Source organism: Vagococcus sp. WN89Y (assembly GCF_052220145.1).
Classification (GTDB): Bacteria; Pseudomonadota; Gammaproteobacteria; order Enterobacterales; family Enterobacteriaceae; genus Kosakonia.
In genome coordinates this window covers 95,969-122,895 of sequence record NZ_JBQPOM010000031.1, presented here as the reverse complement: position 1 = coordinate 122,895, position 26,927 = coordinate 95,969, and the positions used below count along the sequence as shown (strand labels likewise).

18 protein-coding genes are annotated in these 26,927 nt (G+C 57.9%); 11 read left to right on the top strand and 7 right to left on the bottom strand.

The genetic code is table 11. The features are described 5' to 3' along the window. Positions 1–3,330: a diguanylate cyclase gene (locus tag ACTU3N_RS13400; RefSeq protein WP_443086630.1), complete on the top strand. Its 3,330-nt coding sequence runs from the start codon at positions 1–3 to the stop codon at positions 3,328–3,330. A gap of 202 nt (positions 3,331–3,532) precedes the next feature. On the opposite strand, the gene alkA is transcribed toward ACTU3N_RS13400, so the two are convergent. Next, entirely contained in the window at positions 3,533–4,381 is an 849-nt protein-coding gene (gene alkA / locus ACTU3N_RS13395; protein ID WP_443086629.1) for a DNA-3-methyladenine glycosylase 2, read from the bottom strand. A gap of 133 nt (positions 4,382–4,514) precedes the next feature. On the opposite strand from alkA, the gene yegD reads away from it, so the two are divergent. From yegD to yegS, 10 genes are all read left to right on the top strand, one after another. Beyond that, positions 4,515–5,867 (top strand): molecular chaperone, encoded by a 1,353-nt coding sequence (gene yegD / locus ACTU3N_RS13390; RefSeq protein ID WP_443086628.1) that lies wholly within the window; start codon positions 4,515–4,517, stop codon positions 5,865–5,867. A 179-nt stretch (positions 5,868–6,046) separates the two neighbouring features. Beyond that, complete coding sequence (locus tag ACTU3N_RS13385) at positions 6,047–7,276, top strand: MdtA/MuxA family multidrug efflux RND transporter periplasmic adaptor subunit (protein WP_443086627.1); 1,230 nt, start codon at positions 6,047–6,049, stop codon at positions 7,274–7,276. Continuing rightward, positions 7,276–10,398 carry an MdtB/MuxB family multidrug efflux RND transporter permease subunit gene (locus ACTU3N_RS13380; RefSeq protein ID WP_443086626.1) on the top strand — a complete coding sequence of 1,041 codons (3,123 nt, stop codon included), beginning with the start codon at positions 7,276–7,278 and terminating at the stop codon, positions 10,396–10,398. Before ACTU3N_RS13385 ends, ACTU3N_RS13380 begins: the two co-directional genes overlap by 1 nt. After that, a complete protein-coding gene (gene mdtC / locus ACTU3N_RS13375; RefSeq protein ID WP_443086625.1) occupies positions 10,399–13,476 on the top strand; it encodes a multidrug efflux RND transporter permease subunit MdtC in 3,078 nt (1,025 codons plus the stop codon). Continuing rightward, positions 13,473–14,888 carry an MFS transporter gene (locus ACTU3N_RS13370; RefSeq protein ID WP_443086624.1) on the top strand — a complete coding sequence of 472 codons (1,416 nt, stop codon included), beginning with the start codon at positions 13,473–13,475 and terminating at the stop codon, positions 14,886–14,888. The genes mdtC and ACTU3N_RS13370 overlap by 4 nt, the downstream gene beginning before the upstream one ends. Beyond that, positions 14,885–16,339 (top strand): two-component system sensor histidine kinase BaeS, encoded by a 1,455-nt coding sequence (gene baeS, locus ACTU3N_RS13365; protein ID WP_443086623.1) that lies wholly within the window; start codon positions 14,885–14,887, stop codon positions 16,337–16,339. Before ACTU3N_RS13370 ends, baeS begins: the two co-directional genes overlap by 4 nt. Further along, entirely contained in the window at positions 16,336–17,058 is a 723-nt protein-coding gene (gene baeR / locus ACTU3N_RS13360; protein ID WP_443086622.1) for a two-component system response regulator BaeR, read from the top strand. Before baeS ends, baeR begins: the two co-directional genes overlap by 4 nt. Before the next feature lie 12 nt (positions 17,059–17,070). After that, positions 17,071–17,799, top strand: a complete 729-nt coding sequence (locus tag ACTU3N_RS13355) for a hypothetical protein (RefSeq protein WP_443086621.1) — start codon at positions 17,071–17,073, stop codon at positions 17,797–17,799. Positions 17,800–17,916: 117 nt separating this feature from the next. Continuing rightward, positions 17,917–19,278: a prephenate-dependent tRNA uridine(34) hydroxylase TrhP gene (gene trhP / locus ACTU3N_RS13350; RefSeq protein WP_443086620.1), complete on the top strand. Its 1,362-nt coding sequence runs from the start codon at positions 17,917–17,919 to the stop codon at positions 19,276–19,278. 247 nt (positions 19,279–19,525) lie between these two features. Then, the gene (yegS, locus tag ACTU3N_RS13345) at positions 19,526–20,428 is read left to right on the top strand and encodes a lipid kinase YegS (RefSeq protein ID WP_443086619.1); all 903 of its coding nucleotides are present in this window, start codon (positions 19,526–19,528) and stop codon (positions 20,426–20,428) included. Here the strand turns inward: yegS and ACTU3N_RS13340 are convergent. The 6 genes from ACTU3N_RS13340 to ACTU3N_RS13315 form a co-directional block, all read right to left on the bottom strand. Continuing rightward, positions 20,425–21,198 carry an ABC transporter ATP-binding protein gene (locus ACTU3N_RS13340; protein ID WP_443086618.1) on the bottom strand — a complete coding sequence of 258 codons (774 nt, stop codon included), beginning with the start codon at positions 21,196–21,198 and terminating at the stop codon, positions 20,425–20,427. The genes yegS and ACTU3N_RS13340 overlap by 4 nt on opposite strands. 10 nt (positions 21,199–21,208) lie before the next feature. Continuing rightward, a complete protein-coding gene (locus ACTU3N_RS13335; protein WP_443086617.1) occupies positions 21,209–22,072 on the bottom strand; it encodes an ABC transporter ATP-binding protein in 864 nt (287 codons plus the stop codon). Beyond that, positions 22,044–22,949 (bottom strand): ABC transporter permease, encoded by a 906-nt coding sequence (locus ACTU3N_RS13330; protein ID WP_443086616.1) that lies wholly within the window; start codon positions 22,947–22,949, stop codon positions 22,044–22,046. The genes ACTU3N_RS13335 and ACTU3N_RS13330 overlap by 29 nt, the downstream gene beginning before the upstream one ends. Continuing rightward, the gene (locus ACTU3N_RS13325) at positions 22,946–23,983 is read right to left on the bottom strand and encodes an ABC transporter permease (RefSeq protein WP_443086615.1); all 1,038 of its coding nucleotides are present in this window, start codon (positions 23,981–23,983) and stop codon (positions 22,946–22,948) included. The genes ACTU3N_RS13330 and ACTU3N_RS13325 overlap by 4 nt, the downstream gene beginning before the upstream one ends. After that, positions 23,980–25,599, bottom strand: a complete 1,620-nt coding sequence (locus ACTU3N_RS13320) for an ABC transporter substrate-binding protein (protein ID WP_443086614.1) — start codon at positions 25,597–25,599, stop codon at positions 23,980–23,982. The genes ACTU3N_RS13325 and ACTU3N_RS13320 overlap by 4 nt, the downstream gene beginning before the upstream one ends. Positions 25,600–25,701: 102 nt before the next feature. Beyond that, complete coding sequence (locus tag ACTU3N_RS13315; RefSeq protein ID WP_443086613.1) at positions 25,702–26,856, bottom strand: mandelate racemase family protein; 1,155 nt, start codon at positions 26,854–26,856, stop codon at positions 25,702–25,704. Between the last annotated feature and the right edge of the window lie 71 nt (positions 26,857–26,927).

The following is a 26,927-nucleotide window of genomic DNA, read 5'->3' as shown; positions in this document are numbered from 1 at the left end:
ATGAAAGAACAATACCAACGCGTTTTGGTGACGACATCACATCCAGGACTGCGGCTCATCAGTTTAGGGTTGCTTTCTTTTATATTTACCCTGTTTTCGCTGCAGCTGATTCGATTTGGCACCATTATCGCGCCGCTGTGGTTCCCCACCGCCATCATGATGGTGGCGTTTTACCGGCACGCCGGAAAGATGTGGCCAGGCATCGCGCTCGCCTGCGCGCTGGGCAACGTCGCCGCAACGGTACTGATCTTTTCGCCTGAGTATGTAAACCTGCGGTATACCTTTATTAATATCGTAGAAGCGGCCGTCGGCGCGTTGCTGCTGCGTAAACTGTTGCCCTGGTATAACCCGTTACAGAATCTTACCGACTGGGTGCGTCTGGCGATGGGCAGCGCCGTGATCCCGCCGCTCATTGGCGGTCTGTTAACCGTCCTGCTGGTGCCTTCAGATGCGCCATTGCGAACCTTCCTGACCTGGGTTTTATCAGAAGCCGTCGGCGCGATGGCGCTGGTACCGATCGGGCTGTTATTTAAAACACGCTATCTGTTGCGCCATCGCAAACCCGGGCTGCTGTTCGAAACGCTGGCCACCCTGGCCGTGACCCTGGCGTTTAGCTGGATAGCCCTGCACTACCTGCCCTGGCCCTTTACCGCAGTGATCGTCCTTTTGATGTGGAGCGCAGTGCGCCTGCCGCGCATGGAAGCATTTTTAATCTTTCTGGCCACGGTCATGATGGTGTCATTAATCATTGCTGAAGAACCGGGGCTGGTCTCAGCGCAGAAAGCCGGTGCGATGCTGAATGCGCCCTGGCTGCCGTTTTTGATGATGCTGCTTCCCGCCAACATCATGACGATGGTGATGTACGCTTTTCGCGCCGAGCGTAAGCATATTGCCGAGAGCGAGGAGCGCTTTCGTAACGCCATGGAGTATTCGGCCATTGGTATGGCGCTGGTTGGCACCCAGGGCGAGTGGCTACAGGCCAACAAAGCGCTGTGTAAATTCCTCGGTTACAGCCAGGAGGAGCTGCGCTTAATGACCTTCCAGCAGTTGACCTGGCCGGAAGATCTTAATACGGATTTAGAGCAGCTTAAGCAGCTGGAGCGCGGCGACATTCCCAGCTATTCGCTCGAAAAGCGTTACTACACCCGCGACGGGGATTTAGTCTGGGCATTGCTGGCGGTCTCGGTGGTGCGTCATACCGACGGGACGCCGCTCTACTTTATTGCGCAGATAGAAGATATTAACGATCTGAAGCAGAGCGAAAGAGTAAATAAACGGCTGATGGAACGTATTACGCTTGCCAACGAAGCGGGCGGAATAGGCATCTGGGAGTGGGAACTGGAGCCGGATATCATCAGCTGGGATAAGCGCATGTTTGAGATGTACGAAGTCCCGGCGCAGATGAAACCGACCTGGCATTTATGGTTTGAGCGCATTGTGCCGGAAGACCGGGAGGAAACAGAGCGCATCATTCGCGACTCGCTGGCCGCGCGCCGGGCCTTTAAGCTTGAGTTTCGCATCACCGTAAAAGAGGGCATACGCCACATCCGCGCCCTTGCTAACCGGGTTCTCAATAAAAACGGCGAGGTGGAACGGCTGCTCGGTATCAACATGGATATGACCGAGGTGAAGCTGCTGAATGACGCGTTATTTCAGGAAAAAGAGCGGCTACATATTACGCTCGACTCCATCGGTGAAGCGGTACTGTGCACCGACGTAGAAATGAATGTCACCTTTATGAACCCGGTGGCTGAAAAAATGAGCGGCTGGACGCAGGAGCAGGCAATGGGCCAGCCGTTGCTGGCGGTGCTGCGCATCACCTTTGGTGATAATGGCCCGACGATGGAAAACATTCATAGCGGAGATATGTCCCGCACCGCCATTGAGCAGGATGTGGTGTTGCATTGCCGTACCGGCGGCAGTTTCGATATCCATTACACGGTGACACCGCTCAGTACGCTGGATGGGCAAACTATCGGCTCGGTGCTGGTCATTCAGGATGTTACCGAGTCACGTAAAATGCTGCGCCAACTCAGTTATAGCGCATCGCACGATGCCCTCACCCATCTGGCCAATCGCGTAAGTTTTGAAAACCATCTCAAACGGTTACTGCAAACCGTGCAGGAGTACCACCAGCAACACGCTTTGGTGTTTATCGATCTTGATCGTTTTAAAGCGGTGAATGATACCGCCGGGCACGCGGCTGGCGATGCGCTGCTGCGTGAAATCGCCTCCCTGATGCTCAGTATGTTGCGCTCAACGGATATCCTGGCCCGTCTCGGCGGTGATGAGTTTGGTCTGCTTCTGCCTGACTGTAATGTCGAGAGCGCACGCTATCTTGCCGGGCGAATTATCGAAGCCATCAATGGTTATCACTTTATGTGGGAAGGCCGTTTGCACCGTATTGGTGCCAGCGCCGGGATCACGGTTATTGATGAAAACAATGCGCTGGCGTCAGAAGTGATGTCGCAGGCTGATATCGCCTGTTATGCCTCGAAAAATAGCGGGCGAGGCATTGTCACTGTTTATGAATCGCAGCAGGCAGAGGTGCAGCATGAGCGAAAAACGATGTCGCTGGAAGAGCAGTGGCATGTCATCAAAGATAATCATCTGATGCTGATTGCCTGCGGCGTGGCGTCTCCGCGCGTGCCGGAAGCGTGTAATTTCTGGCTGCTCTCTTTGCGGTTGTGGACCAGCGAAGGCGAGGCAATAGAGGAGCATGCTTTCCGTAAAGGGTTAAGCGATCCGGAGCTGTTCCGCGCACTTGATAGACGTGTGTTTGATACGTTTTTCCGTAACCATGCAGCTCAGGTTGCCGGTAAAGGGCTTGGCGTGGCGCTGCCGCTCTCCATTGCGGGTCTGGCGAGTCAGGCGCTGGTCGATGAGCTGCTTGGCCTGCTGGAGCAAGGCCCGATGCCGGGGCGCTTGCTGCATCTGGTTATCCATGCCGATGCTATTTTGCGCGAAGAGAAAATTATCAGCGATAACCTGAAGCGGCTGCGCCACGCGGGCTGTCGCATAATCCTTAGCCATATTGGTCACGATCTCGAAGTCTTTAACCATCTCAGCGCGCAGATGGCGGATTATCTGTTGCTGGACGCGGCGCTGGTGGCAAATATGCACGGCAACCTGCTCGATGAGATGATGGTAACGATTATTCAGGGGCACGCCCAGCGCCTCGGCATGAAAAGCATTGCCGGGCCAACCCATCAGCCGGTGATGATGGATACTCTTTCCGGCATCGGTATTGATTTGATCTACGGGGATATAATTTCCCAGCCGCAGCCGCTGGATTTAATGCTCAGCAGTAGTTATTTCGCGATTAATTAACGTTGCCCGACCGGTTGAGCACTGCCCGGGGGAAATGGCGAGATTAATTAGCCTTTGCTCATGACTTCGCTGCAAAGTTGATAAATAAGGCGTTATTGGCGAAGGCAGTTTGCCCCCGCCCAGCGCGGAAAAACCGGAGCGTACACGTAGTACGTGAGGATTTTGAGCACTGCCCGGGGACAAAATGGCGAGTAAAATAGCCTTATTTATTAACGGGCGCCCAGTCCGCGCAATACCATATATGCAACAACGCATACGACCGCCACGGCTGCCAGCGCTCGGCATAGCGCCGCGTCTCGGCGGGCGTCATTCCAGCAAAGCGCTGCTTGATAGCATAATCATCCGGCAGAAAAATATCTTTTGCCTGCCAGCCGCGCATGGCGAAATAACTGGCGGTCCAGCGCCCGATACCCGGCCAGGTTTGCAGCATTTTTATGCCCTGCTCCACATCTTCTGGCAACGTCAGCGGAAACACGCCCTCGCAGGTGCTTTTGGCAAGAAAAACCAGCGCCTGCGCGCGTTTAAGCGGCATCCCGAGGGCTTTCAGGTCGTCCGGGTTAGCCTGCGCCAGCTGATCCGCTCGGGGAAAACAGACAAAACCCGGTGCTGCGTTAAGCGGGCTGCCATAGCGGCTGGCGACTTTTGCCGTCAGCTTCGCCGCCATCGCCACGCTCACCAGTTGCCCCAGAATCGCGCGCACGCCCTGCTCAAAGGGATCGACACAACCTGGCAGGCGAATGCCCGGGCGCATTGCGCCCAGCGAACCGAGCGCCTCGTTCACCAGCTGCGGGGAGCAGTCCAAATCAAACAGCGCGCGGATGCGCGCCAGGCAGTGATCGGCTACCGGTAGCAGCCCGTCGCTGAGCGTGACGTTAAGCGTCGCGCACGCCTCATCAGGCTCGGCGGTTATCAGCCCCTGATAGCCATTGAACGCATACGAGCGCACATAGCGCGAGGCGCTGACCTCTTCGATACCTGCCACGGCACGCGCCGCCAGAAAACCCAACATCCACTCCCAGTCATAAGGCGGCTGCCAGTGCAGTTTGAACATAGTGACTCCTTGATTGCTAAGCTAATAGCATAAACGGCTTAGCCATTTTCTGCCTTGCTAACATATTCCGGTTGTCGGGTTGCGCGCATTCGGCTAAAGTCGCCCCCCTTCTTCACGGCCAGGGGATAATAACGTGTTTGCAGGTTTTGACTACGGTACGGCGAACTGCTCGGTCGCGGTAATGCGCGATGGCATGCCGCAGCTTCTGATGATGGAAAACGACAGCACCCTGCTGCCATCTATGTTATGCGCGCCCACGCGCGAAGCGGTCAGCGAGTGGCTCTACCGCCATCATCAGGTTCCGGCCACTGGCAACGAAACCCAGGCGCTGTTACGCCGGGCGATAAGCTATAACCGCGAGGAAGATATCGATGTTCATGCCACCAGCGTGCAGTTCGGCCTCGCGTCACTGCGCCAGTACGTTATCGACCCGCAGGAAGTGTACTTTGTAAAATCGCCCAAATCTTTTCTCGGTGCCAGCGGGCTGAAACCGCAGCAGATTGCGCTGTTTGAAGACCTGGTGTGCGCGATGATGCTGCACATTCGCCAGCAGGCCGAATCCCAGCTGCCGGAAAGCATCGACCAGGCGGTGATTGGCCGACCCATTAACTTCCAGGGGCTGGGCGGTGATGAGGCCAATGCCCAGGCACAAGGTATCCTTGAGCGGGCCGCTCACCGCGCCGGTTTTCGCGACGTGGTGTTTCAGTTTGAACCGGTTGCGGCCGGGCTGGATTTTGAAGCCACCCTGCGCGAAGAGAAGCGGGTACTGGTGGTGGATATCGGCGGCGGTACCACCGACTGCTCGCTGTTGCTGATGGGCCCGCAGTGGCACGCCAGGCAGGATCGCGCCGCCAGCCTGCTCGGTCACAGCGGGTGTCGCGTGGGCGGAAACGATCTGGACATCGCGCTGGCGTTTAAAAACCTGATGCCGCTGCTCGGCATGGGCGGACAGACGGAAAAAGGGATCGCGCTGCCGATTTTGCCCTGGTGGAACGCGGTCGCCATCAACGATGTTCCGGCGCAGGCAGATTTTTACAGCGCGGCCAATGGCCGTTTGCTCAACGATTTGCTGCGCGATGCGCGCGAGGCAGACAAAGTCGCGCTATTGTTAAAAGTGTGGCAGCAACGGCTGAGCTACCGGCTGGTGCGCAGCGCCGAAGAGTGCAAAATTGCGCTCTCGCAGCACCCAAGCGTGACGGCGCAACTGCCCTTTATCAGCGACGAACTTGCCACAGCTATCGACCAGCAAGGGCTGGAAGCCGCCCTCAATCAGCCGCTTGTGCGTATTCTTGAGCAGGTTCAGCTGGCGCTGGAGAACAGTCACGAGACACCGGAGGTTATCTACCTCACCGGCGGCAGCGCGCGTTCACCGATTATCAAAAAAGCGCTGGCACAGGCGCTGCCTGGTATCCCGATTGCAGGCGGCGACGATTTTGGCTCCGTTACCGCCGGTCTGGCGCGCTGGGCGCAGGTCTTGTTCCGTTGATTTTCTGCCGGGTGCGCGTCGCCCGGCAATGATTACGCTAAAATAGCGCCATAACGCAAATCATTATCCTCGCCAGACGTTTCCAGACAGTGTTTCATATTTCCTCCATTTTTCTGCGTGGTGAGCTTACTAAACTAGTATTATTCCGGCATAGTTTTCTGGGTGAGAAACGCAATACGATGAAAGGCAAAAAATTATTCCGCCGTGCGGCGATTGCAGTCATTATCGCCGCGCTGGCTGGTAGCGCATGGTACTTCTTCGCTCATAAAGAGAGCGCCCCGGCGGCTACCGGGCAAACGCAGCGGCCTGCAGGCGCTGGCCGCCACGGTATGCGCGGCGGTGCGCTGCCGCCGGTGCAGGCCGCCACCGCCACACGTGAATCCGTACCGCGTTATCTCTCCGGTCTTGGCACCATCACGGCAGCCAATACCGTCACCGTACGCAGCCGCGTTTCCGGTCAGCTACAGGCCATCCATTTCCAGGAAGGTCAGCAAGTCAAAGCTGGCGATTTGCTGGCGGAAATCGACCCCAGCGAATTTAAGGTGGCGCTGGCGCAAGCCGAAGGCCAGCTGGCGCGCGATAAAGCCACGCTTGCCAACGCCCGGCGCGATCTTGCGCGCTATCAACAGCTGGTTAAAACCAACCTCGTCTCCCGCCAGGAGCTGGATGCGCAGCAGGCGCTGGTCAGCGAATCGCAAGGCACGGTGAAAGCCGACGAAGCAGCGGTTGCCAGCGCGCAGTTGCAGCTTGACTGGAGCCGCATCACCGCCCCCATCTCTGGCCGCGTCGGCCTTAAACAGGTGGATATTGGCAACCAGATAAGCAGCAGCGACACGGCGGGCATCGTGGTGCTGACGCAAACGCACCCGATTGATCTTGTTTTCACGCTGCCGGAAAGCGATATCGCCACCGTCGTGAAGGCGCAGAAAGCAGGCCAGGCGCTGGCGGTGGAAGCCTGGGACCGCACCAATAAACAGAAACTCAGCACCGGCACGCTGCTCAGCCTCGATAATCAGATAGACACCACCACCGGCACCATCAAGCTGAAGGCGCGCTTTGATAACCAGGACGACGCCCTCTTCCCGAACCAGTTCGTGAACGCGCGCATGCTGGTCTCCACCCAACAAGATGCGGTAGTTATTCCGGCGGCAGCGCTGCAAATGGGCAACGAAGGGAACTTCGTCTGGGTGCTTAATGATAAAAACCAGGTCAGCAAGCATACCGTCACGCCGGGCATTCAGGACAGCCAGAAAGTGGTGATCACCGCCGGACTGTCGGCAGGCGATCGCGTAGTGACCGACGGTATCGACCGCCTCACCGAAGGGGCGAAAGTTGAAGTGGTGGATGCGCAAAACGCGCAGGAGATGCCAGCCAAACGTGAACGCCCGGCTAAAGGAGCGCAATCCTGATGCAGTTGCTTCCGCCAGGCAGGACGGGTGGCCCTTCCCGTCTGTTTATTTTGCGCCCGGTCGCCACCACGCTTCTGATGGTGGCAATTTTGCTCGCCGGTATTATTGGCTACCGCTTCCTGCCCGTGTCGGCACTGCCGGAAGTGGATTACCCCACCATTCAGGTAGTGACGCTCTACCCTGGCGCCAGCCCGGATGTGGTGACATCGGCTATCACCGCCCCGCTGGAGCGCCAGTTCGGCCAGATGTCCGGCCTCAAACAGATGTCATCGCAAAGCTCCGGCGGCGCATCGGTGGTGACGCTGCAGTTCCAGCTCACGCTGCCGCTGGATGTTGCCGAGCAGGAAGTGCAGGCGGCGATTAACGCTGCCAACAGCCTGCTGCCTTCTGACCTGCCCAATCCGCCGGTGTACAGTAAAGTTAACCCGGCCGACCCGCCAATCATGACGCTTGCCGTCACCTCAACAGCCATGCCGATGACCCAGGTGGAAGATATGGTGGAAACCCGGGTGGCGCAAAAAATCTCGCAGGTTTCCGGTGTCGGGCTGGTGACGCTCTCCGGCGGCCAGCGCCCGGCGGTGCGGGTGAAGCTCAACGCGCAGGCGATTGCCGCGCTGGGCTTAACCAGTGAAACCGTGCGTACCGCTATCAGCAATGCCAACGTGAACTCGGCGAAGGGCAGCCTTGATGGCCCGACCCGCGCGGTGACACTCTCGGCAAACGATCAGATGCAGTCCGTGGACGAGTATCGTCGGCTGATTGTGGCGTATCAGAACGGTGCGGCCATTAGTCTTGGTGATGTCGCGACCGTGGAACAGGGCGCGGAAAATAGCTGGCTGGGTGCGTGGGCGAATAAACAGCAAGCGATTGTGATGAATGTTCAGCGCCAGCCTGGCGCGAATATTATCGATACCGCTGACAGTATCCGCGCGCTGTTACCGCAGCTCACCGAAAGCCTGCCCAAATCGGTCACGGTAAAAGTGCTGTCAGACCGCACCACCAATATCCGCGCGTCCGTCACCGATACGCAGTTTGAGCTGATGCTGGCGATTGCGCTGGTGGTGATGATTATCTATCTGTTTTTACGCAATATCCCGGCAACCATTATTCCGGGCGTTGCGGTACCGCTGTCGCTGATTGGCACCTTTGCGGTGATGGTGTTTCTTGATTTTTCCATCAATAACCTGACGCTGATGGCGCTGACTATCGCCACCGGTTTCGTTGTTGATGACGCGATTGTGGTTATCGAGAACATCTCGCGCTATATCGAAAAAGGGGAAAAACCGCTGGCCGCCGCACTGAAAGGCGCGGGCGAAATCGGGTTTACCATTATCTCGCTGACCTTTTCACTGATTGCGGTGCTGATCCCGCTGTTGTTTATGGGCGATATCGTCGGCAGGCTGTTTCGCGAGTTCGCCGTTACGCTTGCGGTGGCGATTTTGATTTCTGCGGTGGTGTCGCTCACCCTCACACCGATGATGTGCGCGCGCATGTTAAGCGCGGAATCCTTGCGCAAGCAGAACCGTTTTTCCCGCGCGTCGGAGCGCTTTTTTGAGCGCATCATCGCCGGTTACGGTCACCTGCTGGCGAAAGTGCTCAATCACCCGTGGCTGACGCTCAGCGTCGCGGTTGGCACTCTGCTGCTCTCGGTCATGCTGTGGGTTGTTATCCCGAAAGGGTTTTTCCCGGTGCAGGATAACGGCATCATTCAGGGCACCTTGCAGGCACCGCAGTCTGCTTCGTTTGTCAGCATGGCCGAGCGCCAGCAGCAGGTGGCGAATATTATTATGCAGGACCCGGCGGTGGAGAGCCTCACCTCGTTTGTCGGCGTGGACGGCACAAACCCGTCGCTGAACAGCGCGCGGCTGCAAATCAACCTCAAACCGCTCGATGCGCGCGATGACCGGGTGCAGCCGGTGATTGAGCGTTTGCAGCAGGCGGCCGCAAACGTGCCCGGCGTGGCGCTCTATCTGCAACCGACGCAGGATTTAACCATCGATACCACCGTCAGCCGCACGCAGTATCAGTTCACGTTGCAGGCCAATTCGCTGGACGCGCTGAGCACCTGGGTGCCGCAGCTGGTGGATAAATTGCAGGCCGCGCCGCAACTGGCTGATGTCAGCAGTGACTGGCAGGACAAAGGTCTGGTGGCGTATGTTAACGTCGATCGCGACAGCGCCAGCCGCTTAGGCATTAGTATGTCGGATGTGGACAACGCGTTGTATAACGCGTTCGGTCAGCGTCTGATCTCCACCATTTACACCCAGTCAAACCAGTATCGCGTGGTGCTGGAGCATGACACGGCGCAAACGCCGGGGCTGGCCGCGCTGGATAACGTGCGCCTGACCAGTTCAGATGGCGGCGTGGTGCCGCTCGCGGCCGTTGCTAAAGTGGAGCAACGCTACGCGCCGCTGAGTATTAATCACCTCGATCAGTTCCCCTCCACCACCATCTCTTTTAACGTGGCAGACGGCTATTCACTGGGCGATGCGGTGCAGGCGGTGCTCGATAGCGAGAAGAGCCTGAACTTCCCCAGCTCCATCACCACGCAGTTCCAGGGCAGCACGCTTGCTTTCCAGGCCGCGCTGAGCAGCACCATCTGGCTGATTGTGGCGGCAGTCGCCGCGATGTATATCGTGCTTGGCGTACTGTATGAGAGCTTTATCCACCCGATAACCATCCTCTCTACCCTGCCGACAGCCGGGGTCGGCGCGCTGCTGGCGCTGATGGTCTCCGGCAGCGAGCTGGATGTGATTGCTATCATCGGCATCATTTTGCTTATCGGTATCGTCAAGAAAAACGCCATCATGATGATTGACTTCGCCCTTGCCGCCGAGCGTGAAGAGGGCATGTCGCCGCGCGATGCGATTTTCCAGGCCTGTTTGCTGCGTTTTCGCCCCATTTTGATGACCACCCTCGCCGCCCTGCTTGGCGCGCTGCCGCTGATGCTCAGCACCGGCGTCGGCGCAGAGCTGCGCCGCCCGCTGGGGATTGGCATGGTGGGCGGTTTGCTGGTCAGCCAGGTCCTGACGCTGTTTACCACGCCGGTTATTTACCTGCTGTTTGACCGCCTGGCGCTGTGGGCGAAGAAACGTTTCCCGCAGCGTGAAGAGGAGGTGTAAGTGAAGTTTTTCGCGCTCTTCATTTACCGCCCGGTGGCGACGATTTTGATTTCGCTTGCCATTACGCTCTGTGGGATACTCGGCTTTCGCTTACTGCCCGTCGCACCGCTGCCGCAGGTGGATTTCCCGGTGATTATGGTCAGCGCCTCGTTGCCTGGCGCCTCGCCGGAAACCATGGCTTCTTCCGTGGCGACGCCGCTGGAGCGCTCGCTGGGTCGTATTGCCGGGGTCAATGAGATGACCTCATCCAGCTCGCTGGGCAGTACGCGCATTATCCTTGAGTTTAATTTCGACCGGGATATCAACGGTGCGGCGCGCGATGTGCAGGCCGCGATTAACGCCGCGCAAAGCCTGCTGCCGACCGGTATGCCGAGCCGCCCGACCTACCGCAAAGCGAACCCGTCCGATGCGCCAATCATGATCCTGACGCTCACCTCGGATACCTACTCCCAGGGCGAGCTGTATGATTTTGCCTCGACCCAGCTGGCGCAAACCATCGCCCAGATTGACGGCGTGGGTGACGTGGATGTCGGCGGTAGCTCCCTGCCCGCCGTGCGCGTGGATCTCAACCCGCAGGCGCTGTTTAACCAGGGCGTCTCGCTGGATGCCGTACGCAGCGCCATTAGCGAGTCTAACGTGCGTAAACCGCAGGGCGCGGTTGAGGATGGCGCGCACCGCTGGCAGGTGCAAACCAATGACGAGCTGAAAACCGCGGCCGAATATCGCCCGCTCATTATTCATTACAATAATGGCGCAGCCGTGCGCTTAAGCGATGTCGCCACCGTGACTGACTCGGTGCAGAACGTGCGTAACGCCGGGATGACCAACGCCAAACCGGCGATTTTGCTGATGATCCGCAAGCTGCCGGAAGCCAACATTATTCAGACGGTGGATAGCATTCGCGCCCGCCTGCCGGAATTGCAGAAAACCATCCCGGCGGCAATCGATCTACAAATCGCCCAGGATCGCTCGCCCACTATTCGCGCCTCGCTTGCAGAGGTCGAGCAGACGCTGGTGATTTCGGTGGCGCTGGTGGTCCTCGTGGTTTTTTTGTTCCTGCGCTCGGGCCGGGCAACGTTTATCCCGGCGGTGGCGGTACCGGTCTCGCTGATTGGTACTTTCGCCGCCATGTACCTGTGCGGCTTCAGCCTGAATAACCTGTCGCTGATGGCGCTGACCATCGCCACCGGTTTTGTCGTCGATGACGCCATCGTGGTGCTGGAGAATATCTCCCGCCATCTGGAGGCCGGGATGAAGCCGTTGCAGGCGGCGTTACAGGGTACGCGCGAAGTGGGTTTTACCGTTCTGTCGATGAGCCTGTCGCTGGTGGCGGTGTTCCTGCCGCTGCTGCTGATGGACGGTTTGCCGGGGCGCTTGCTGCGTGAGTTCGCGGTTACTCTGTCGGTGGCGATTGGTATTTCGCTGGTGATTTCCTTAACCCTGACGCCGATGATGTGCGGCTGGCTGTTAAAGCGCCAGAAGCCCAACACGCCAACCCGTTCGCGCGGTGTCGGGCGCTTGCTGGTTGCCCTGCAACAGCAGTACGCCCGCTCGCTGAAATGGGTGCTTAAGCACACCCGGCTTGTCGGGCTGGTGCTGCTCGGCACTATCGCGCTCAATATCTGGCTCTATATTGCTATCCCGAAAACCTTTTTTCCTGAGCAGGATACCGGGGTACTGATGGGCGGGATTCAGGCGGATCAAAGCATCTCGTTTCAGGCGATGCGCGGGAAATTGCAGAACTTTATGCAGATAATCCGCGACGATCCGGCGGTCGATAACGTGACCGGCTTTACCGGCGGCTCACGCGTCAACAGCGGCATGATGTTTATCACCCTGAAGCCGCGCGATGAGCGCCAGGCCACCGCCCAGCAAGTTATCGACAGGCTGCGTGGCAAGCTGGCGAAAGAGCCGGGCGCGAGCCTCTTTTTGATGGCGGTGCAGGACATCCGCGTCGGCGGTCGCCAGGCCAACGCCAGCTACCAGTTTGCGCTGCTCTCCGATGATTTGAGCGCGCTGCGCGAGTGGGAGCCGAAGATTCGTAAAGCCCTGGCAGCCCTGCCACAGCTTGCGGACGTGAACTCTGACCAGCAGGATAACGGCGCGGAGATGAACCTTATCTACGACAGGGAAACCATGTCGCGGCTGGGGATCAGCGTGCAGGCCGCCAACAACTTGCTCAATAACGCTTTTGGTCAGCGGCAAATCTCCACCATTTATCAGCCGCTAAACCAGTACAAGGTGGTGATGCAGGTTGACCCGCGTTACACCCAGGATGTCAGCGCGCTGGAAAAAATGTACGTGATTAACAGCGAAGGCAAAGCGATTCCGCTCTCGTGGTTTGCCCGCTGGCAGCCCGCGAATGCGCCGCTGTCGGTCAACCATCAAGGGTTATCTGCGGCGTCCACCATCGCCTTTAACCTCGCCACCGGCACCTCACTCTCCGAAGCGAGCGATGCTATCAACCGTGCGATGACGCAGCTTGGCGTACCGTCGTCGGTGCGCGGTAGCTTTGCCGGTACCGCCCAGGTATTCCAGGAGACGATGAATTCACAGATTGTCCTGATTCTGGCGGCCATCGCGACGGTGTATATCGTGCTGGGCATGTTATACGAAAGCTATGTGCACCCGCTCACCATCCTGTCGACGCTGCCGTCTGCGGGCGTCGGTGCGCTGCTGGCGCTGGAGTTGTTCGGCGCGCCCTTTAGCCTGATAGCGCTTATCGGCATCATGCTGCTGATTGGTATTGTGAAGAAAAATGCGATCATGATGGTGGACTTTGCGCTCGAAGCGCAGCGCCAGGGTAATCTGAATGCAGAAGAGGCTATTTTCCAGGCCTGCCTGCTGCGTTTTCGCCCGATTATGATGACCACGCTGGCGGCGCTGTTTGGCGCGCTGCCGCTGGTTCTCTCCGGCGGCGACGGCTCCGAGCTACGCCAGCCGCTGGGCATCACTATTGTCGGCGGCCTGGTGATGAGCCAGCTATTAACCCTGTATACCACGCCGGTGGTCTATCTGTTCTTTGACCGTCTGCGTATGCGTTTTAGCCGTAAACCGCGAGAACAGGCTCTCGAATGAATGAACTGCCAAGAAACATACGCTGGCAATTATGGATAGTGGCGTTTGGCTTTTTTATGCAATCGCTGGATACCACTATCGTGAATACCGCGCTGCCCTCGATGGCGAAAAGCCTTGGGGAAAACCCGCTGCATATGCATATGGTGGTGGTTTCCTATGTGCTGACGGTAGCGGTGATGCTGCCAGCGAGCGGCTGGCTGGCCGACCGGGTTGGCGTGCGCAACATTTTCTTTGCTGCCATCATCCTGTTTACCACCGGCTCGCTGTTCTGTGCGCTCTCTTCCACGCTGGATCAACTGGTGATGGCGCGCGTGTTGCAGGGCATTGGCGGCGCAATGATGGTGCCGGTCGGCAGGCTGACGGTGATGAAAATCGTGCCGCGCGAGCAGTATATGGCGGCGATGACTTTTGTGACCCTGCCCGGGCAGATTGGGCCGCTGCTCGGCCCGGCGCTGGGCGGGATACTGGTGGAATACGCCTCCTGGCACTGGATCTTTTTAATTAACCTGCCGGTCGGCGTGATTGGCGCTATCGCCACGCTGAGCCTGATGCCGAACTATAAGCTGCAAACCCGCCGCTTCGACGTGGCCGGTTTTTTGCTGCTCTCCTGCGGGATGGCGACGCTGACGCTGGCGCTTGATGGTCACAGCGGGCTGGGGATGAGCACGCCGCTGCTGGCGGCGCTGGTTATTGTCGGCGCGCTGGCCCTGCTCTTTTATCTCCTGCACGCCAGGGGAAATGACGGCGCATTGTTTAACCTGCGCCTTTTTGGCACGCAAACATTTTCTCTCGGCCTTGCCGGAAGCTTTGCCGGGCGGATCGGCAGTGGGATGCTGCCCTTTATGACGCCGGTCTTTTTGCAGATTGGCATGGGGTTTTCCCCTTTTCATGCGGGCCTGATGATGATCCCGATGGTGCTTGGCAGCATGGGGATGAAGCGGATTGTGGTGCAGGTGGTCAACCATTTTGGCTACCGCCGTACCCTGGTCGCTTCGACGCTCGGGCTGGCGCTGGTGTGCCTGCTGTTTATGGGTTGCGCGCTGCTGGGCTGGTTTTACCTGCTGCCGGTGGTGCTGTTTATGCAGGGCATGATCAACTCGATGCGGTTCTCATCAATGAATACCCTGACACTCAAAGATTTGCCGGATGATTTGGCGAGCAGCGGCAACAGCCTGCTGTCGATGATCATGCAGCTGGCGATGAGTATCGGTGTCACCGTCGCCGGTCTGCTGCTCGGTCTGTTTGGTCAGCAGCATCTGTCCGTTGACAGCGGCACGGCGCACCACGTTTTTCTTTACGCGTATCTCAGTATGGCGGTGATTATTGCCCTCCCGGCGCTGCTGTTTACCCGCGTGCCCAACGACACCAGTAAAAATGTTGTCATTGCCCGTCGCAAAAGGAGTCAAAAATGAAGTTCTGGCGGCCGGGGATCACGGCCAAGCTGTTTCTGGCTATTTTAACCACCTGCATCGTACTGCTGATAACCATGCACTGGGCCGTGCGGGTCAGTTTCGAGCGCGGTTTTATTGACTATATCAAGCATGGCAACGAGCAACGTTTACAGCTGCTGAGCGATTCGCTCGCCGAGCAGTACGCCCAGCACGGTAACTGGGCTTTCCTGCGTAATAATGGCCGGGTCATTTTTCAGATCCTGCGCTCGTTCGAGCATGATGACGACCGCCACGGTGGGCCGCCGCGTGGTGAATTTGACCTGCGTGACGAGGAAGGCCCGCCTCCGCCAGGCCCTGGCATGCCGCCGCACGGCTGGCGCACCCAGTTCTGGGTTATCGATCAGCACGCCAAAGTGCTGTTCGGCCCGCGCGCGCCGGTGCCAAAAGATGGCTCTCGCCGGGCGATTTTATTTAATAACCAGCCTGTCGGTTGGGTGGTTGCTTCGCCGATTGAGCGGCTGACGCGCAATACAGATATCAACTTTGACCGCCAGCAGCGGCGCACCAGCTGGCTGATTGTCGCGCTGGCTACGCTTCTGGCCGCGCTGGCCACCTTTCCGCTGGCGCGCGGCTTGCTGGCGCCGGTTAAACGCCTGGTCGAGGGAACGCATAAACTCGCCTCCGGGGATTTCACCACGCGCGTGAAGCCGGGCACACATGATGAATTAGGCCGACTGGCGCGAGACTTTAACCAGCTTGCCAGTACGCTTGAGAAAAACCAGCAGATGCGCCGGGATTTTATGGCTGATATCTCTCACGAGCTGCGAACGCCGCTGGCGGTGCTGCGCGGCGAGCTGGAAGCGATTCAGGATGGCGTGCGGCAGTTTACGCCTGAGTCGGTGGCCTCGTTGCAGGCGGAGGTGGCGACGCTCACCAAACTGGTCGATGATTTGCACCAGCTATCAATGTCCGATGAAGGCGCGCTGGCGTATCAAAAAACCTCGGTGGATGTGGTGTCGCTGCTGGAGATTGTCGCCGGGGCGTTTCGTGAGCGTTTCGCCAGCCGTAACCTGTCGCTTGCGCTGGAAGCGCCGGTGCAGGCCACGGTCTTTGGCGACCCGGATCGCCTGATGCAACTCTTTAATAACTTGCTGGAAAACAGCCTGCGCTACACGGATGCGGGCGGGCGCACCCTGATTCAGGCTTCACTGCACGACAATATGCTGCAACTGCGCATTTCAGACAGCGCGCCTGGCGTGAGCGACGAGCAACTCAAGCGCCTGTTTGAGCGCTTTTACCGCACCGAAGGTTCACGCAACCGCGCCAGCGGCGGCTCCGGGCTTGGGCTGGCAATTTGTTTCAATATCGTCGACGCGCACGGCGGGACTATCCATGCCGCGCACTCGCCTTTTGGCGGGGTTAGCATTACAGTGGAACTACCGCTTGAACGCGACCAATCGAGAGATGTATGACTGAATTACCCATTGATGAAAACACGCCACGCATCCTGATCGTGGAAGATGAACCCAAACTTGGGCAATTACTGATCGATTACCTGCGCGCGGCAAGTTATGCCCCCACGCTTATCGATCATGGCGATCGGGTGCTTGCGTATGTGCGCCAGACGCCGCCGGATCTTATCCTGCTCGATTTGATGCTGCCCGGCACCGACGGCCTGACCCTGTGCCGGGAGATCCGTCGCTTCTCCAATGTACCCATCATTATGGTGACGGCAAAAATCGAAGAGATCGACCGCCTGCTGGGGCTGGAAATCGGCGCGGATGATTATATCTGCAAGCCGTACAGCCCGCGTGAAGTGGTGGCGCGCGTCAAAACGATTCTTCGGCGCTGTAAACCGCAGCGTGAATTGCAGGCGCTGGATGCCGAAAGCCCACTGATTGTGGATGAAGGGCGCTTTCAGGCCAGCTGGCATAATAAACCGCTGGATTTAACCCCCGCCGAGTTCCGCCTGCTCAAAACGCTCTCCAGCGAGCCGGGGAAAGTCTTTTCCCGCGAACAGCTGCTGAATCATCTGTATGATGATTACCGCGTGGTGACCGACCGCACTATTGATAGCCATATCAAAAACCTGCGCCGTAAACTGGAAGCGCTGGATGAGGAGCAGTCGTTTATCCGCGCGGTCTATGGCGTGGGCTATCGCTGGGAAGCAGACGCCTGCAAACTGGCGTAAATAAGGACTAGCATGAAATATTGTTACCGCGCGCTGGCGCTGCTGTTTGTGGCCTTCGCCAGCCATGCTGAGATTACCGCAGAGGATGTTGCTGCCGACTGCGCAAAAATCAGTGAGTACGCGCAACAAGGTGAGCGATTTTATAAAGCCAAAAACTATCCAAAAGCGCGTGAAGCGTTTGAAAATCAGGTGGCGTGGCAGGAGCAGTGCGATGCGATAGCGCGGAATGTCGATAACGACTTGCTGGCAACCGCGTATAACAACGTCGCGCTGACCTGGATACGCGAAGGCGAGTACCGTAAGGCGCTGGCATGGCTCTCTATTATGCCGGAGAACAAAAAGTCGGCGTATAACCTGTCGCTGATCAAAGAGAAGCTGGCGGCGCTGCCGAAACCAGCGTCTGCCGCAGGCGAATACTGGCAGTATGCCGGGCGGGGCACTTTCGAAACCCTGACCCTTAAGCCGCAGGATAAAGAGACCTTTCTTGCCGACTGGTCAGGATACTATTTCGGAATGATGGCGATGTATTACGGCCCGAATCTCGGCGAATTCTCAGAAAAGGTGACGCTGAAAGCGGGCAAAGGCGTGATTAAGTTGCGCGACGGTAATATTTCGGATTGCACGATTTCGCTTAACCTGTCGCCGGATTTGCTGCACATAAAAGCCAAAACCGACGACCCGATGCAGTGCGGCTTCGGCCATAACGTCAGCGCCGACGGCACTTATCTGCGGGTAGATTAATCCGCCGGTTTACTCGCCTGCCGTGCGGCGCTACAATTCCCGCCCTAAAATCAGGGGAACTCCCCTGCAGCCCTGCTCAGGCGGGGCTGTCTGACCTGTCATCAGAACGAGAAAATCATGTTTAAACCGGAACTCCTCTCCCCGGCGGGAACGCTGAAAAATATGCGTTACGCTTTCGCTTACGGCGCAGATGCCGTCTACGCGGGGCAACCGCGCTACTCTCTGCGCGTGCGCAATAACGAATTCAACCACGAAAACTTGCAAATCGGCATCAATGAAGCCCATGCGCTGGGTAAAAAGTTTTACGTGGTGGTGAATATCGCGCCGCATAATGCCAAGCTGAAAACGTTTATTCGCGACTTAAAACCGGTGGTGGATATGGGGCCGGACGCGCTGATTATGTCCGATCCGGGGCTTATTATGCTGGTGCGCGAAAGCTTCCCGCAGATGCCGATTCACCTCTCCGTGCAGGCGAACGCCGTCAACTGGGCCACGGTGAAGTTCTGGCAACAGATGGGCCTGACCCGCGTTATCCTTTCGCGCGAGCTGTCGCTGGAGGAGATTGAAGAGATTCGCCGCCAGGTGCCGGAGATGGAGATTGAAATCTTCGTACACGGCGCGCTGTGCATGGCTTACTCCGGGCGCTGCCTGCTCTCCGGTTATATCAACAAGCGCGACCCGAACCAGGGCACCTGCACCAATGCGTGCCGCTGGGAATATAACGTGCAGGAAGGTAAAGAAGACGCCATCGGTAATATTGTGCACATTCACGAACCGATCCCGGTACAGAATATTGAGCCAACGCTTGGCATCGGCGCGCCCACCGATAAAGTGTTTATGATTGAGGAAGCCCAGCGCCCCGGCGAGTACATGACCGCCTTTGAGGACGAGCATGGCACTTACATCATGAACTCAAAAGATTTGCGCGCTATCGCTCACGTTGAACGCCTGACGCAAATGGGCGTGCACTCGCTGAAAATTGAAGGCCGCACAAAATCGTTCTATTACTGCGCGCGCACCGCGCAGGTGTACCGTAAGGCGATTGACGATGCCGCCGCAGGCAAACCGTTCGATACCTCTTTGCTGGAGACGCTCGAAGGGCTGGCGCACCGGGGTTACACCGAGGGCTTCCTGCGCCGCCACACCCACGACGACTATCAGAACTATGAGTACGGCTATTCGGTGTCTGAGCGCCAGCAGTTCGTGGGGGAATTCACCGGCGAGCGCAAAGGCCAGCTTGCTGCCGTGGCGGTGAAAAACAAGTTCTCCGTGGGCGATAGCCTGGAGCTGATGACCCCGCAGGGCAACGTCAACTTTACGCTTGAGCATATGGAAAACGCCAAAGGCGAAACCATGCCGGTTGCGCCCGGCGACGGTTATACCGTCTGGTTGCCGGTCCCGCAGGATATGGCGCTGGAGTATGCGTTGCTGATGCGTAATTTCAGCGGGCAATCCACCCGTAATCCACACAGCAAATAATCACATTGGGTTATTTTTTCAGGCCAGAAAAATCTTAGAATCGGATCACATACCTCCGTGATTATTACGGGTATTATCCATCGTGCTGAAAAACATAACCATAAACGCTAGCTGTACCAGGAACCACCTCCTTAGCCTGTGTAACCTCCCTTACACAGGCTGATTTTTTTCTCTTTGTCTGCTTTTTTCTCGCGTCCTTTCATCCTGAGGTAAACTTCTCACAGACTATTCTGTCAGGACGAAAAGAATGAACACATTTCCCTCAAGCCTATTGATACTTAACGGCAAAAGCGCCGGTGATGAAACGCTGCGTGAAGCAATAAATCTGCTGCGTGATGAAGGCATGGAAATTCATGTGCGCGTCACCTGGGAAAAAGGCGATGCCGGGCGTTATGTCCAGGAGGCGCAAAAGCTGGGCGTCTCGACGGTGATTGCCGGCGGCGGCGACGGCACCATTAACGAAGTGGCGACTGCCCTGGTTGGCAGCACGGGAGAAACGGTTCCGGCGCTCGGTATTTTACCGCTGGGCACCGCCAATGATTTCGCCACCAGCGTCGGCATTCCGCAGGCGCTGGACAAAGCCCTTCAGCTGGCGATTGTCGGCAAAGCCGTGCCGGTAGATATTGCCAGGGTGAATGATGAAACCTGTTTTATCAATATGGCGACGGGCGGATTCGGCACGCGCATTACCGCCGAAACACCAGAGAAACTCAAAGCGGCCCTCGGCGGTGTTTCTTATTTGATTCACGGGATGCTGCGTCTGGATGCGCTCAAACCCGATCGCTGCGAAATCACCGGCGAGAATTTTCACTGGCAAGGCGACGCGCTGGTGATAGGCATCGGCAATGGGCGCCAGGCCGGGGGCGGGCAGCAGCTCTGCCCGGATGCATTAATCAATGATGGGCTGTTGCAGCTACGCATTTTTACCGGTGATGAGTTACTGCCCGCGCTGGTCACCACTCTGACCCAGCCGGAAGAAGAAAACCCGCATATCATCGACGCGCAATCAGCGTGGTTTGAAGTCAACGCGCCCCATGAAATTATGTTTAACCTTGACGGCGAACCGCTGCACGGCGAGCATTTTCGTATCGAAGTGTTGCCCGCCGCGCTGCATTGCCGGTTGCCGCCGGACTGTGTATTGCTGCGCTAATAGGCCGCCACCGCCCGCGCCATTTCCCGGCTATATTGCTGGCTGGCATTGACCAGCATCTGCGTATAGTCGGTTCTCGCCTCGCCGCTTACCAGCGCATCAACGGTGAGCGTTTCGAGAATTTTACCGTGCTGCATCACCGCCACCTTCTGGCACAAATGTGCGATAACCCCAAGGTCGTGCGTCACCATCAGGTAGGTCAACTGCGACTCCTGGTGCAACTGTGCCAGCAGGTTCAATATTTCTGCCTGCACGGAGACATCCAGCGCTGAGGTCGGCTCATCGAGCAGCAACACCCTCGGCTCCAGGATAAGCGCACGGGCAATCGCCACACGCTGGCGCTGGCCGCCCGACAGCTGGTGCGGATAGCGCTCGCGAAACGCGCGGCTCAGACCGACCTTATCCAGTAGCGTATTGATGCGCCGGTCGCGATCGTTTATCGCATGGATTTGCAGCGGTTCCTCCAGAATATCGCCAATGGTGTGGCGCGGATGCAGCGAACCGTAAGGGTCCTGAAACACCATCTGCACCAGCCTACAGCGCTGCGGGCTGAGGCGTTTTTCCAGCGGCTGCTGATTAATCGATAGCTGCCCGTCCCAGTGGGTAAATAACCCGGCAAGACACTTCAGCACCGTGGTTTTACCGGAGCCGGACTCCCCCACCAGGCCGTAAATCTCGCCGGGTTGCACCGAGAAATTGACATCACAGAGCACCTGGTTGCGCTTTTCCCCCTCGCCGAACGCGAGGTTCAGATTTTGCACATCAATCATTTTGCTCTCCTTATTCACCAGACCAGCTTGCCTGGCGCTGTAACACCGGCAGCACCGGGCGGCGATTGTGGATTTCCGGCAACGCATGGATCAGCCCCTGCGTATAAGGATGCTGCGCGTTATCCAGATCGGCGGCGGCAATCGACTCCACCACGCGCCCGGCGTACATCACCAGCACCCTGTCGCAAAAACTGCGCACCAGGTTGATATCGTGGCTGATAAAGATAAGCCCCAGCCCGCGCGACTTCACCAGATCGTCAAGCAAACCCAGTACCTGCAAGCGCACCGACACGTCCAGCGCCGAAGTCGGTTCGTCGGCAATCACCAGCTCCGGGTCGGTGATCAGCATCATTGCTATCATGATGCGCTGCCCCTGGCCGCCGGAAATTTCATGCGGGTAGAGGTGATAAACGCGCTCAGGCTGGCGAATACGCACCACTTCCAGCATCTCCAGCACTTTTTCTTTGGCGTGTTTTTTATTGCCCGGATGATGGGTCAGCCAGGCTTCCGCAATCTGCTCGCCCACGCACACCACCGGGTTCAGGGAGTATTTCGGGTCCTGCATAATCATCGAAATACGCTTACCGCGCACGCGGCGCATCTGCGCTTCATCCAGCGTGCGTAAATCAAGCGAGCCAAACTGCATACGCTGCGCCTGAATGCGTGTTTTCGCCGGATGCAGGTGCAACAGCGCGCGCCCCACGGTGGATTTGCCGGAACCGGACTCGCCAACAATCGCCAGCTTTTCCTGCCCCAGCGTAAAGGAGACACCGCGCACCGCATGGGTGACCTCGCGGCCATTGATAAAATCGACGTGCAGATCGCGCACATCGAGAAGCGGCGCATTATTCGCTGCGGGGATCGAGGATGTCACGTAAGCCGTCTCCTAAAAAGTTAAACGCCAGGCTATTGATTAAAATGGCCAGTCCCGGAATGGTGACCACCCACCAGCACTCCATCATGTAGGTGCGCCCGCTGGAGATCATCGCGCCCCACTCCGGCTCCGGCGGCTGCGCACCGAGGCCCAGAAAGCCCAAACCCGCGGCGGTCAGAATGATGCCCGCCATATTCATGGTGATACGAATCACCACCGACGGCAGGCACAGCGGGACGATATGCCGCCACAGCACACGCACCGGTGATGCGCCCTGTAAACGCACCGCAGAGATAAAATCCGCCTGGCGCAACGAGAGCGTTTCAGCACGCGCCAGACGCGCAATCGGCGGCCACGCGGTCAGCGTGATGGCAATCACCACATGCTCCAGCCCCGGCCCGAGCGCGGCAACGAAAGCCAGCGCCAGCACCAGGCTTGGGAAGGAGATAAAAATATCGGTCACGCGCATCAGTACCGAGTCCACTTTGCCGCCAAAATACCCCGCCGTAACGCCAAGCAGCAGGCCAAGCGGCCCGACGGTCACGGAAACAAGCAGCACGATATAGAGCGTAATGCGCGCGCCATAGACCAGGCGGCTAAAAATATCGCGGCCAAATTCATCCGTGCCGAACCAGTGCGCGGCATTCGGCGGGCTAAGCGCCTGCTCCAGATCCTGTACCAGCGGGTTATAAGGTGCTATCCACGGGGCGAAGAGCGCCACAATTAACAGCAGCAGAATGATGCTGCCGCCAATCGCGGTCAGCGGATTACGCGCCATTTTGCCCACAAAACCAACCGCCCGCGCCGCGCTGCGCTTCAGCCGCTGGCCGCGCTCGTTGCTGCCTGAGGAAAGCGGCGTATCAAAAGAGACCGTCATGATTTCGTCCTCGGATCAAAGAGTTGATAAAGCATGTCGGAAAGCAGGTTGAGCATCACGAAAATCACCCCCACCAGCAGCACGCAGCCCATGACCGCGTTCATATCGCCAAGCAGCAGGCTACCGGTGAGATACGAGCCGAACCCCGGCCATGAGAAGACGGTTTCGATCAATACCGCGCCTTCCAGCAGCGAGCCATAAGCCAGCGCCACCACCGTCAGTAGCTGCACCAGAATGTTGCGAAAGGCGTGATTCCAGATGACCTGGCGTTCGGTCAGCCCTTTGACACGCGCCGTGATGATGAACTCCTGCGAGAGCTGCGCCAGCATAAAACTGCGCGTCATACGGCTGATATAGGCAAGCGAGTGAAAGCCAAGCAGCGAGGCGGGCAGCACCAGATGGTTCAGCGCGTTCCAGAACACCTGCCCGTTGCCTGCCAGTAATGCATCGACGGTGATTAACCCGCTGCGGCGCGGAACAAGACCTTCCAGCCCCAGATCCAGCCTGCCCGCGCCGCCGACCCAGCCAAGCCAGGCGTAGAACAGCAGCAGGCCCATCATGCCGACCCAGAAAATTGGCGTGGAGTAACCGGCAAGGCTGATGATGCGTACCACATAATCCGCGAGGCTGTTGCGCCGTGCGGCGGCCAGTACGCCCAGCGGGATGCCCAGCCCGGCCCCGACGATAATCGCCACGGTCGCCAGCTCCAGCGTCGCCGGGAAGACGCGCAGGATATCGTCCATCACCGGCTTGCCGGTCAGCAAGGCATTGCCCAAATCGCCCTGTAACAGATTCGTCAGGTAGATAACAAATTGTGTTGGCAGGGATTTATCAAAACCCAGCTGTTGATAGACCTGCTGGTAAGTGCTGTGATCGGCATCCGGCCCGACTATCGCCAGCACCGGGTCAATCGGCATCACCCGGCCAATCACAAAGGTCAGCACCAGCAAGCCAAACAGGGTCACGATAACCTGGATTAACCGCCCGGAGAGGCGTCTGGCGGGCGAGCCAGGCGCAAACAGTGACACACTCATTCTTTGCCTCCTTCGCGCTTATACACTTCGCGCAGGAACGTGGTGGCCGACGGGTGCGACTGGAAGTTTTTCACTTCATTGCGTACCACCACGGAGTCCACCATTTGTGAGAGCGGGAGAAGCGCCGGAAACAGCTGGTCATAGCGCATCTGGATGTGCTGGTAATCCGCCTTTTGCTTTTGCGGATCGCGCTCCAGCAAGGCGTTATCAATCATCTCGTTGAGCGGCTTATCATAAAAACTGGTGCGCCAGCCCTGGAAATTGGTGAGGCGCGCTTCGTCGCTATTGTCCGGGTTGTAGACCAGCGCGCGCAGGCTGGAGTGCGGATGAGGCTCGACGCCGCTGCCGCCGCGCCCGACCAGCATGTCGAACTTACGCTCGCGCATTGCGCCGTAGATTTGGTTGCCGGTGCCGGTGATGATTTTGGCGTTGATCCCCGCCTGCATCAGCGTTGACTGCACAGCGATAGCAATATTAAGAAACGGTTGGTCGGAAAGTACACGCAGCGTGGTGTCAAACCCCTGCGGGTAGCCCGCCTCTGCCAGCAGCCGCTTCGCCCTTGCGATATCCAGCCGGTAACCCGGGTCGGGCAACGTTGAAGGCATACCCGCTTTGATGGGGCGCTGGTGCAGCACGCCGTAGCCTGGCATCAGCGCTTTATTGATGCCCTGGTAATCAATCAGGTAGCGCACCGCTTCGCGCACTTTCGGGTTAGCAAAATGCGGCTCTTTCATACTCATCGCGACGTAATAGACCGTGCCCTTTTGCACCGCTTCGATGTGCAGGTTGGGGTCTTTGCGTAGCGCGTTGATATCCGAGACTGCCATATTGTTGGCGATGTCCAGATCGCCTTTGGCTATCATCAGGCGCAGGGTTTGCGACTCCTGAAAATGGCGCAGTACCACGCGGCTAAGCTTTGGGGCTTCACGCCAGTAGTCCGGGTTGCGCTTCATGCGCAGCACATCTTTTGCCTGCCATGTCTCCAGCATAAATGGCCCGGAACCGGCTTCGTTGGTGGTCAGCCAGCGATTGCCCCAGTCATTATTCACCGCGTGGCCCTGCACCGTTTTACTGTCGAGCACGCCCAGGTTGCCCAGCGCGCCGAGGGAGTAAATCACCAGTTGCGGATCGTTGGCTTTCGGCAGGCGGATTTGCACGGTGCTGGCATCCGGCGCGCTCACCTGCTGGTCGATATTTTTTTTGCTAAAACCGTATGATTTCCACACCGATGCCTGCGCCAGATTGAGGTGCAGCAGGCGGCGCATTGACCACACCACGTCTTCGGCGGTCAATGGATTGCCGGAGTGAAACCTGACGTTATCGCGCAGGTGGAAGGTCAGCGTTGTGCCGTCCGGGCTGATTTCCCAGGACTTTGCCAGCGCCGGTTTCACGTTTGTTAACTCGTTCGGGTCCAGCTCCACCAGCGAATCGTAAAGATTGACCACAATCCCCACCACCTCATTACCGGTCATTGCTGCCGGGTCGAGGCTCAGGAGGTTATTCATATTCATGCCAATAATCAGCTGATCGGGCGGCGTTGCGGCTTGCACAGCTCCGCTGCCAGCGATAAGCGAGAGCGCAAGCAGGCACGCGCCAGGGTAAGAAGTTCGTTTCATGTATACCGCCATGTAGGGTAGTCCCCTGTCCGGTGCGCGCCGTGCGTTTTCTGTGTAGCACTTTGCCCAAACACAACAGATTCAGGGGGAGGTTTTTATCTGTCAGTCGTGGCTGACGGTATTGGCTTCGATATACGCAAAATTGATGTCTTCCCCCAGCCCCGGCCCCTGCGGCAGGTGCACAAATCCCTCGTCATCCATCGGGTCGACGATGCTGTTGAGATAGGCCGCCGGTTGGTCGTAATCGAGGAAGGGGTGCAGCAGGCCGCGCTCGTACCAGCGGCAGTTACGGATAGCGCCGATGACCGCAAGGCTCGCCGCGCCGTTGCCGTGCACTTCACAATCCATGCCAAACGACTCGGCGAGGTTGGCGACTTTGAGTGTGGGCGAAATCCCGCCGACGCCGTTCGCTCCGGCGCGCAGAATGTCGCACGCCCCGGCTTTCACCCAGTCGGCGCGACTGTGATGCTTACCGCCCAGGCTTTCCGGCCCGATGATGGGAATCGACAGATTTTCCGCAAGCCAGGCGTAGGAGGCCATGCTCTCTTCTTCCATCGGCTCTTCAAACCAGGCAAAGTTGAGTTTTTCCAGCTGTTTACCTATCCACAGCGCCTCGGTGCGGCTGTACCAGTGATAACCGTCAATCATCAGGTCGATATCCGGACCGACCGCTTCACGCACCGCCGCGCAGGCTTTGATGTCCATCTTCGGGTCCGGCGCGAATTTCACCGGCGGCATCCAGGTGTGCAGCTTGATGGCTTTATAACCACGCGCCACCAGTTGTTCAGCAAATGCGGCGTACTCATCCGGCGTCGACAGGCCGCCTGGCAACTCATCACCGCACATCGTGCTGCCATACGCGGGCACTTTGTCACGGTAGCCGCCGAGCAATTTATAGACCGGCATATTGAGCTTGCGCCCAATCAAGTCCCACAGCGCCTGCTCGACAAAAGAGAGCGCGCGTTCGGTCAGCTGATGCGCGCTACCGCGCTGCCAGTGCACCAGATCCTGCCAGATGCGCTCACGGTTGAACGGGTCCTGGCCTGGCAGCACTTTGCGGAAAAAAGCGTTTAACACGAAGGGGCGCACCACTTCCGGCGGCGCAAAAGAATATCCTTTGCTGCCATCGTCTGCAGTGATGGAAAGCATCGCCATCTTTGCCCGGCTTTCCGGCCCCGGATGCGAATGCCCGGCGCTGTCCGACACCCGTCGGGTGGGATGTTCAAAGACAGTGACGTTTACAGATTCGATCTTCATTACATCTCCTTGTGTTTTTGAAAAGCTGTTTCATAACAGACTTTATGCACAAAGATACGCCATATCCTCGG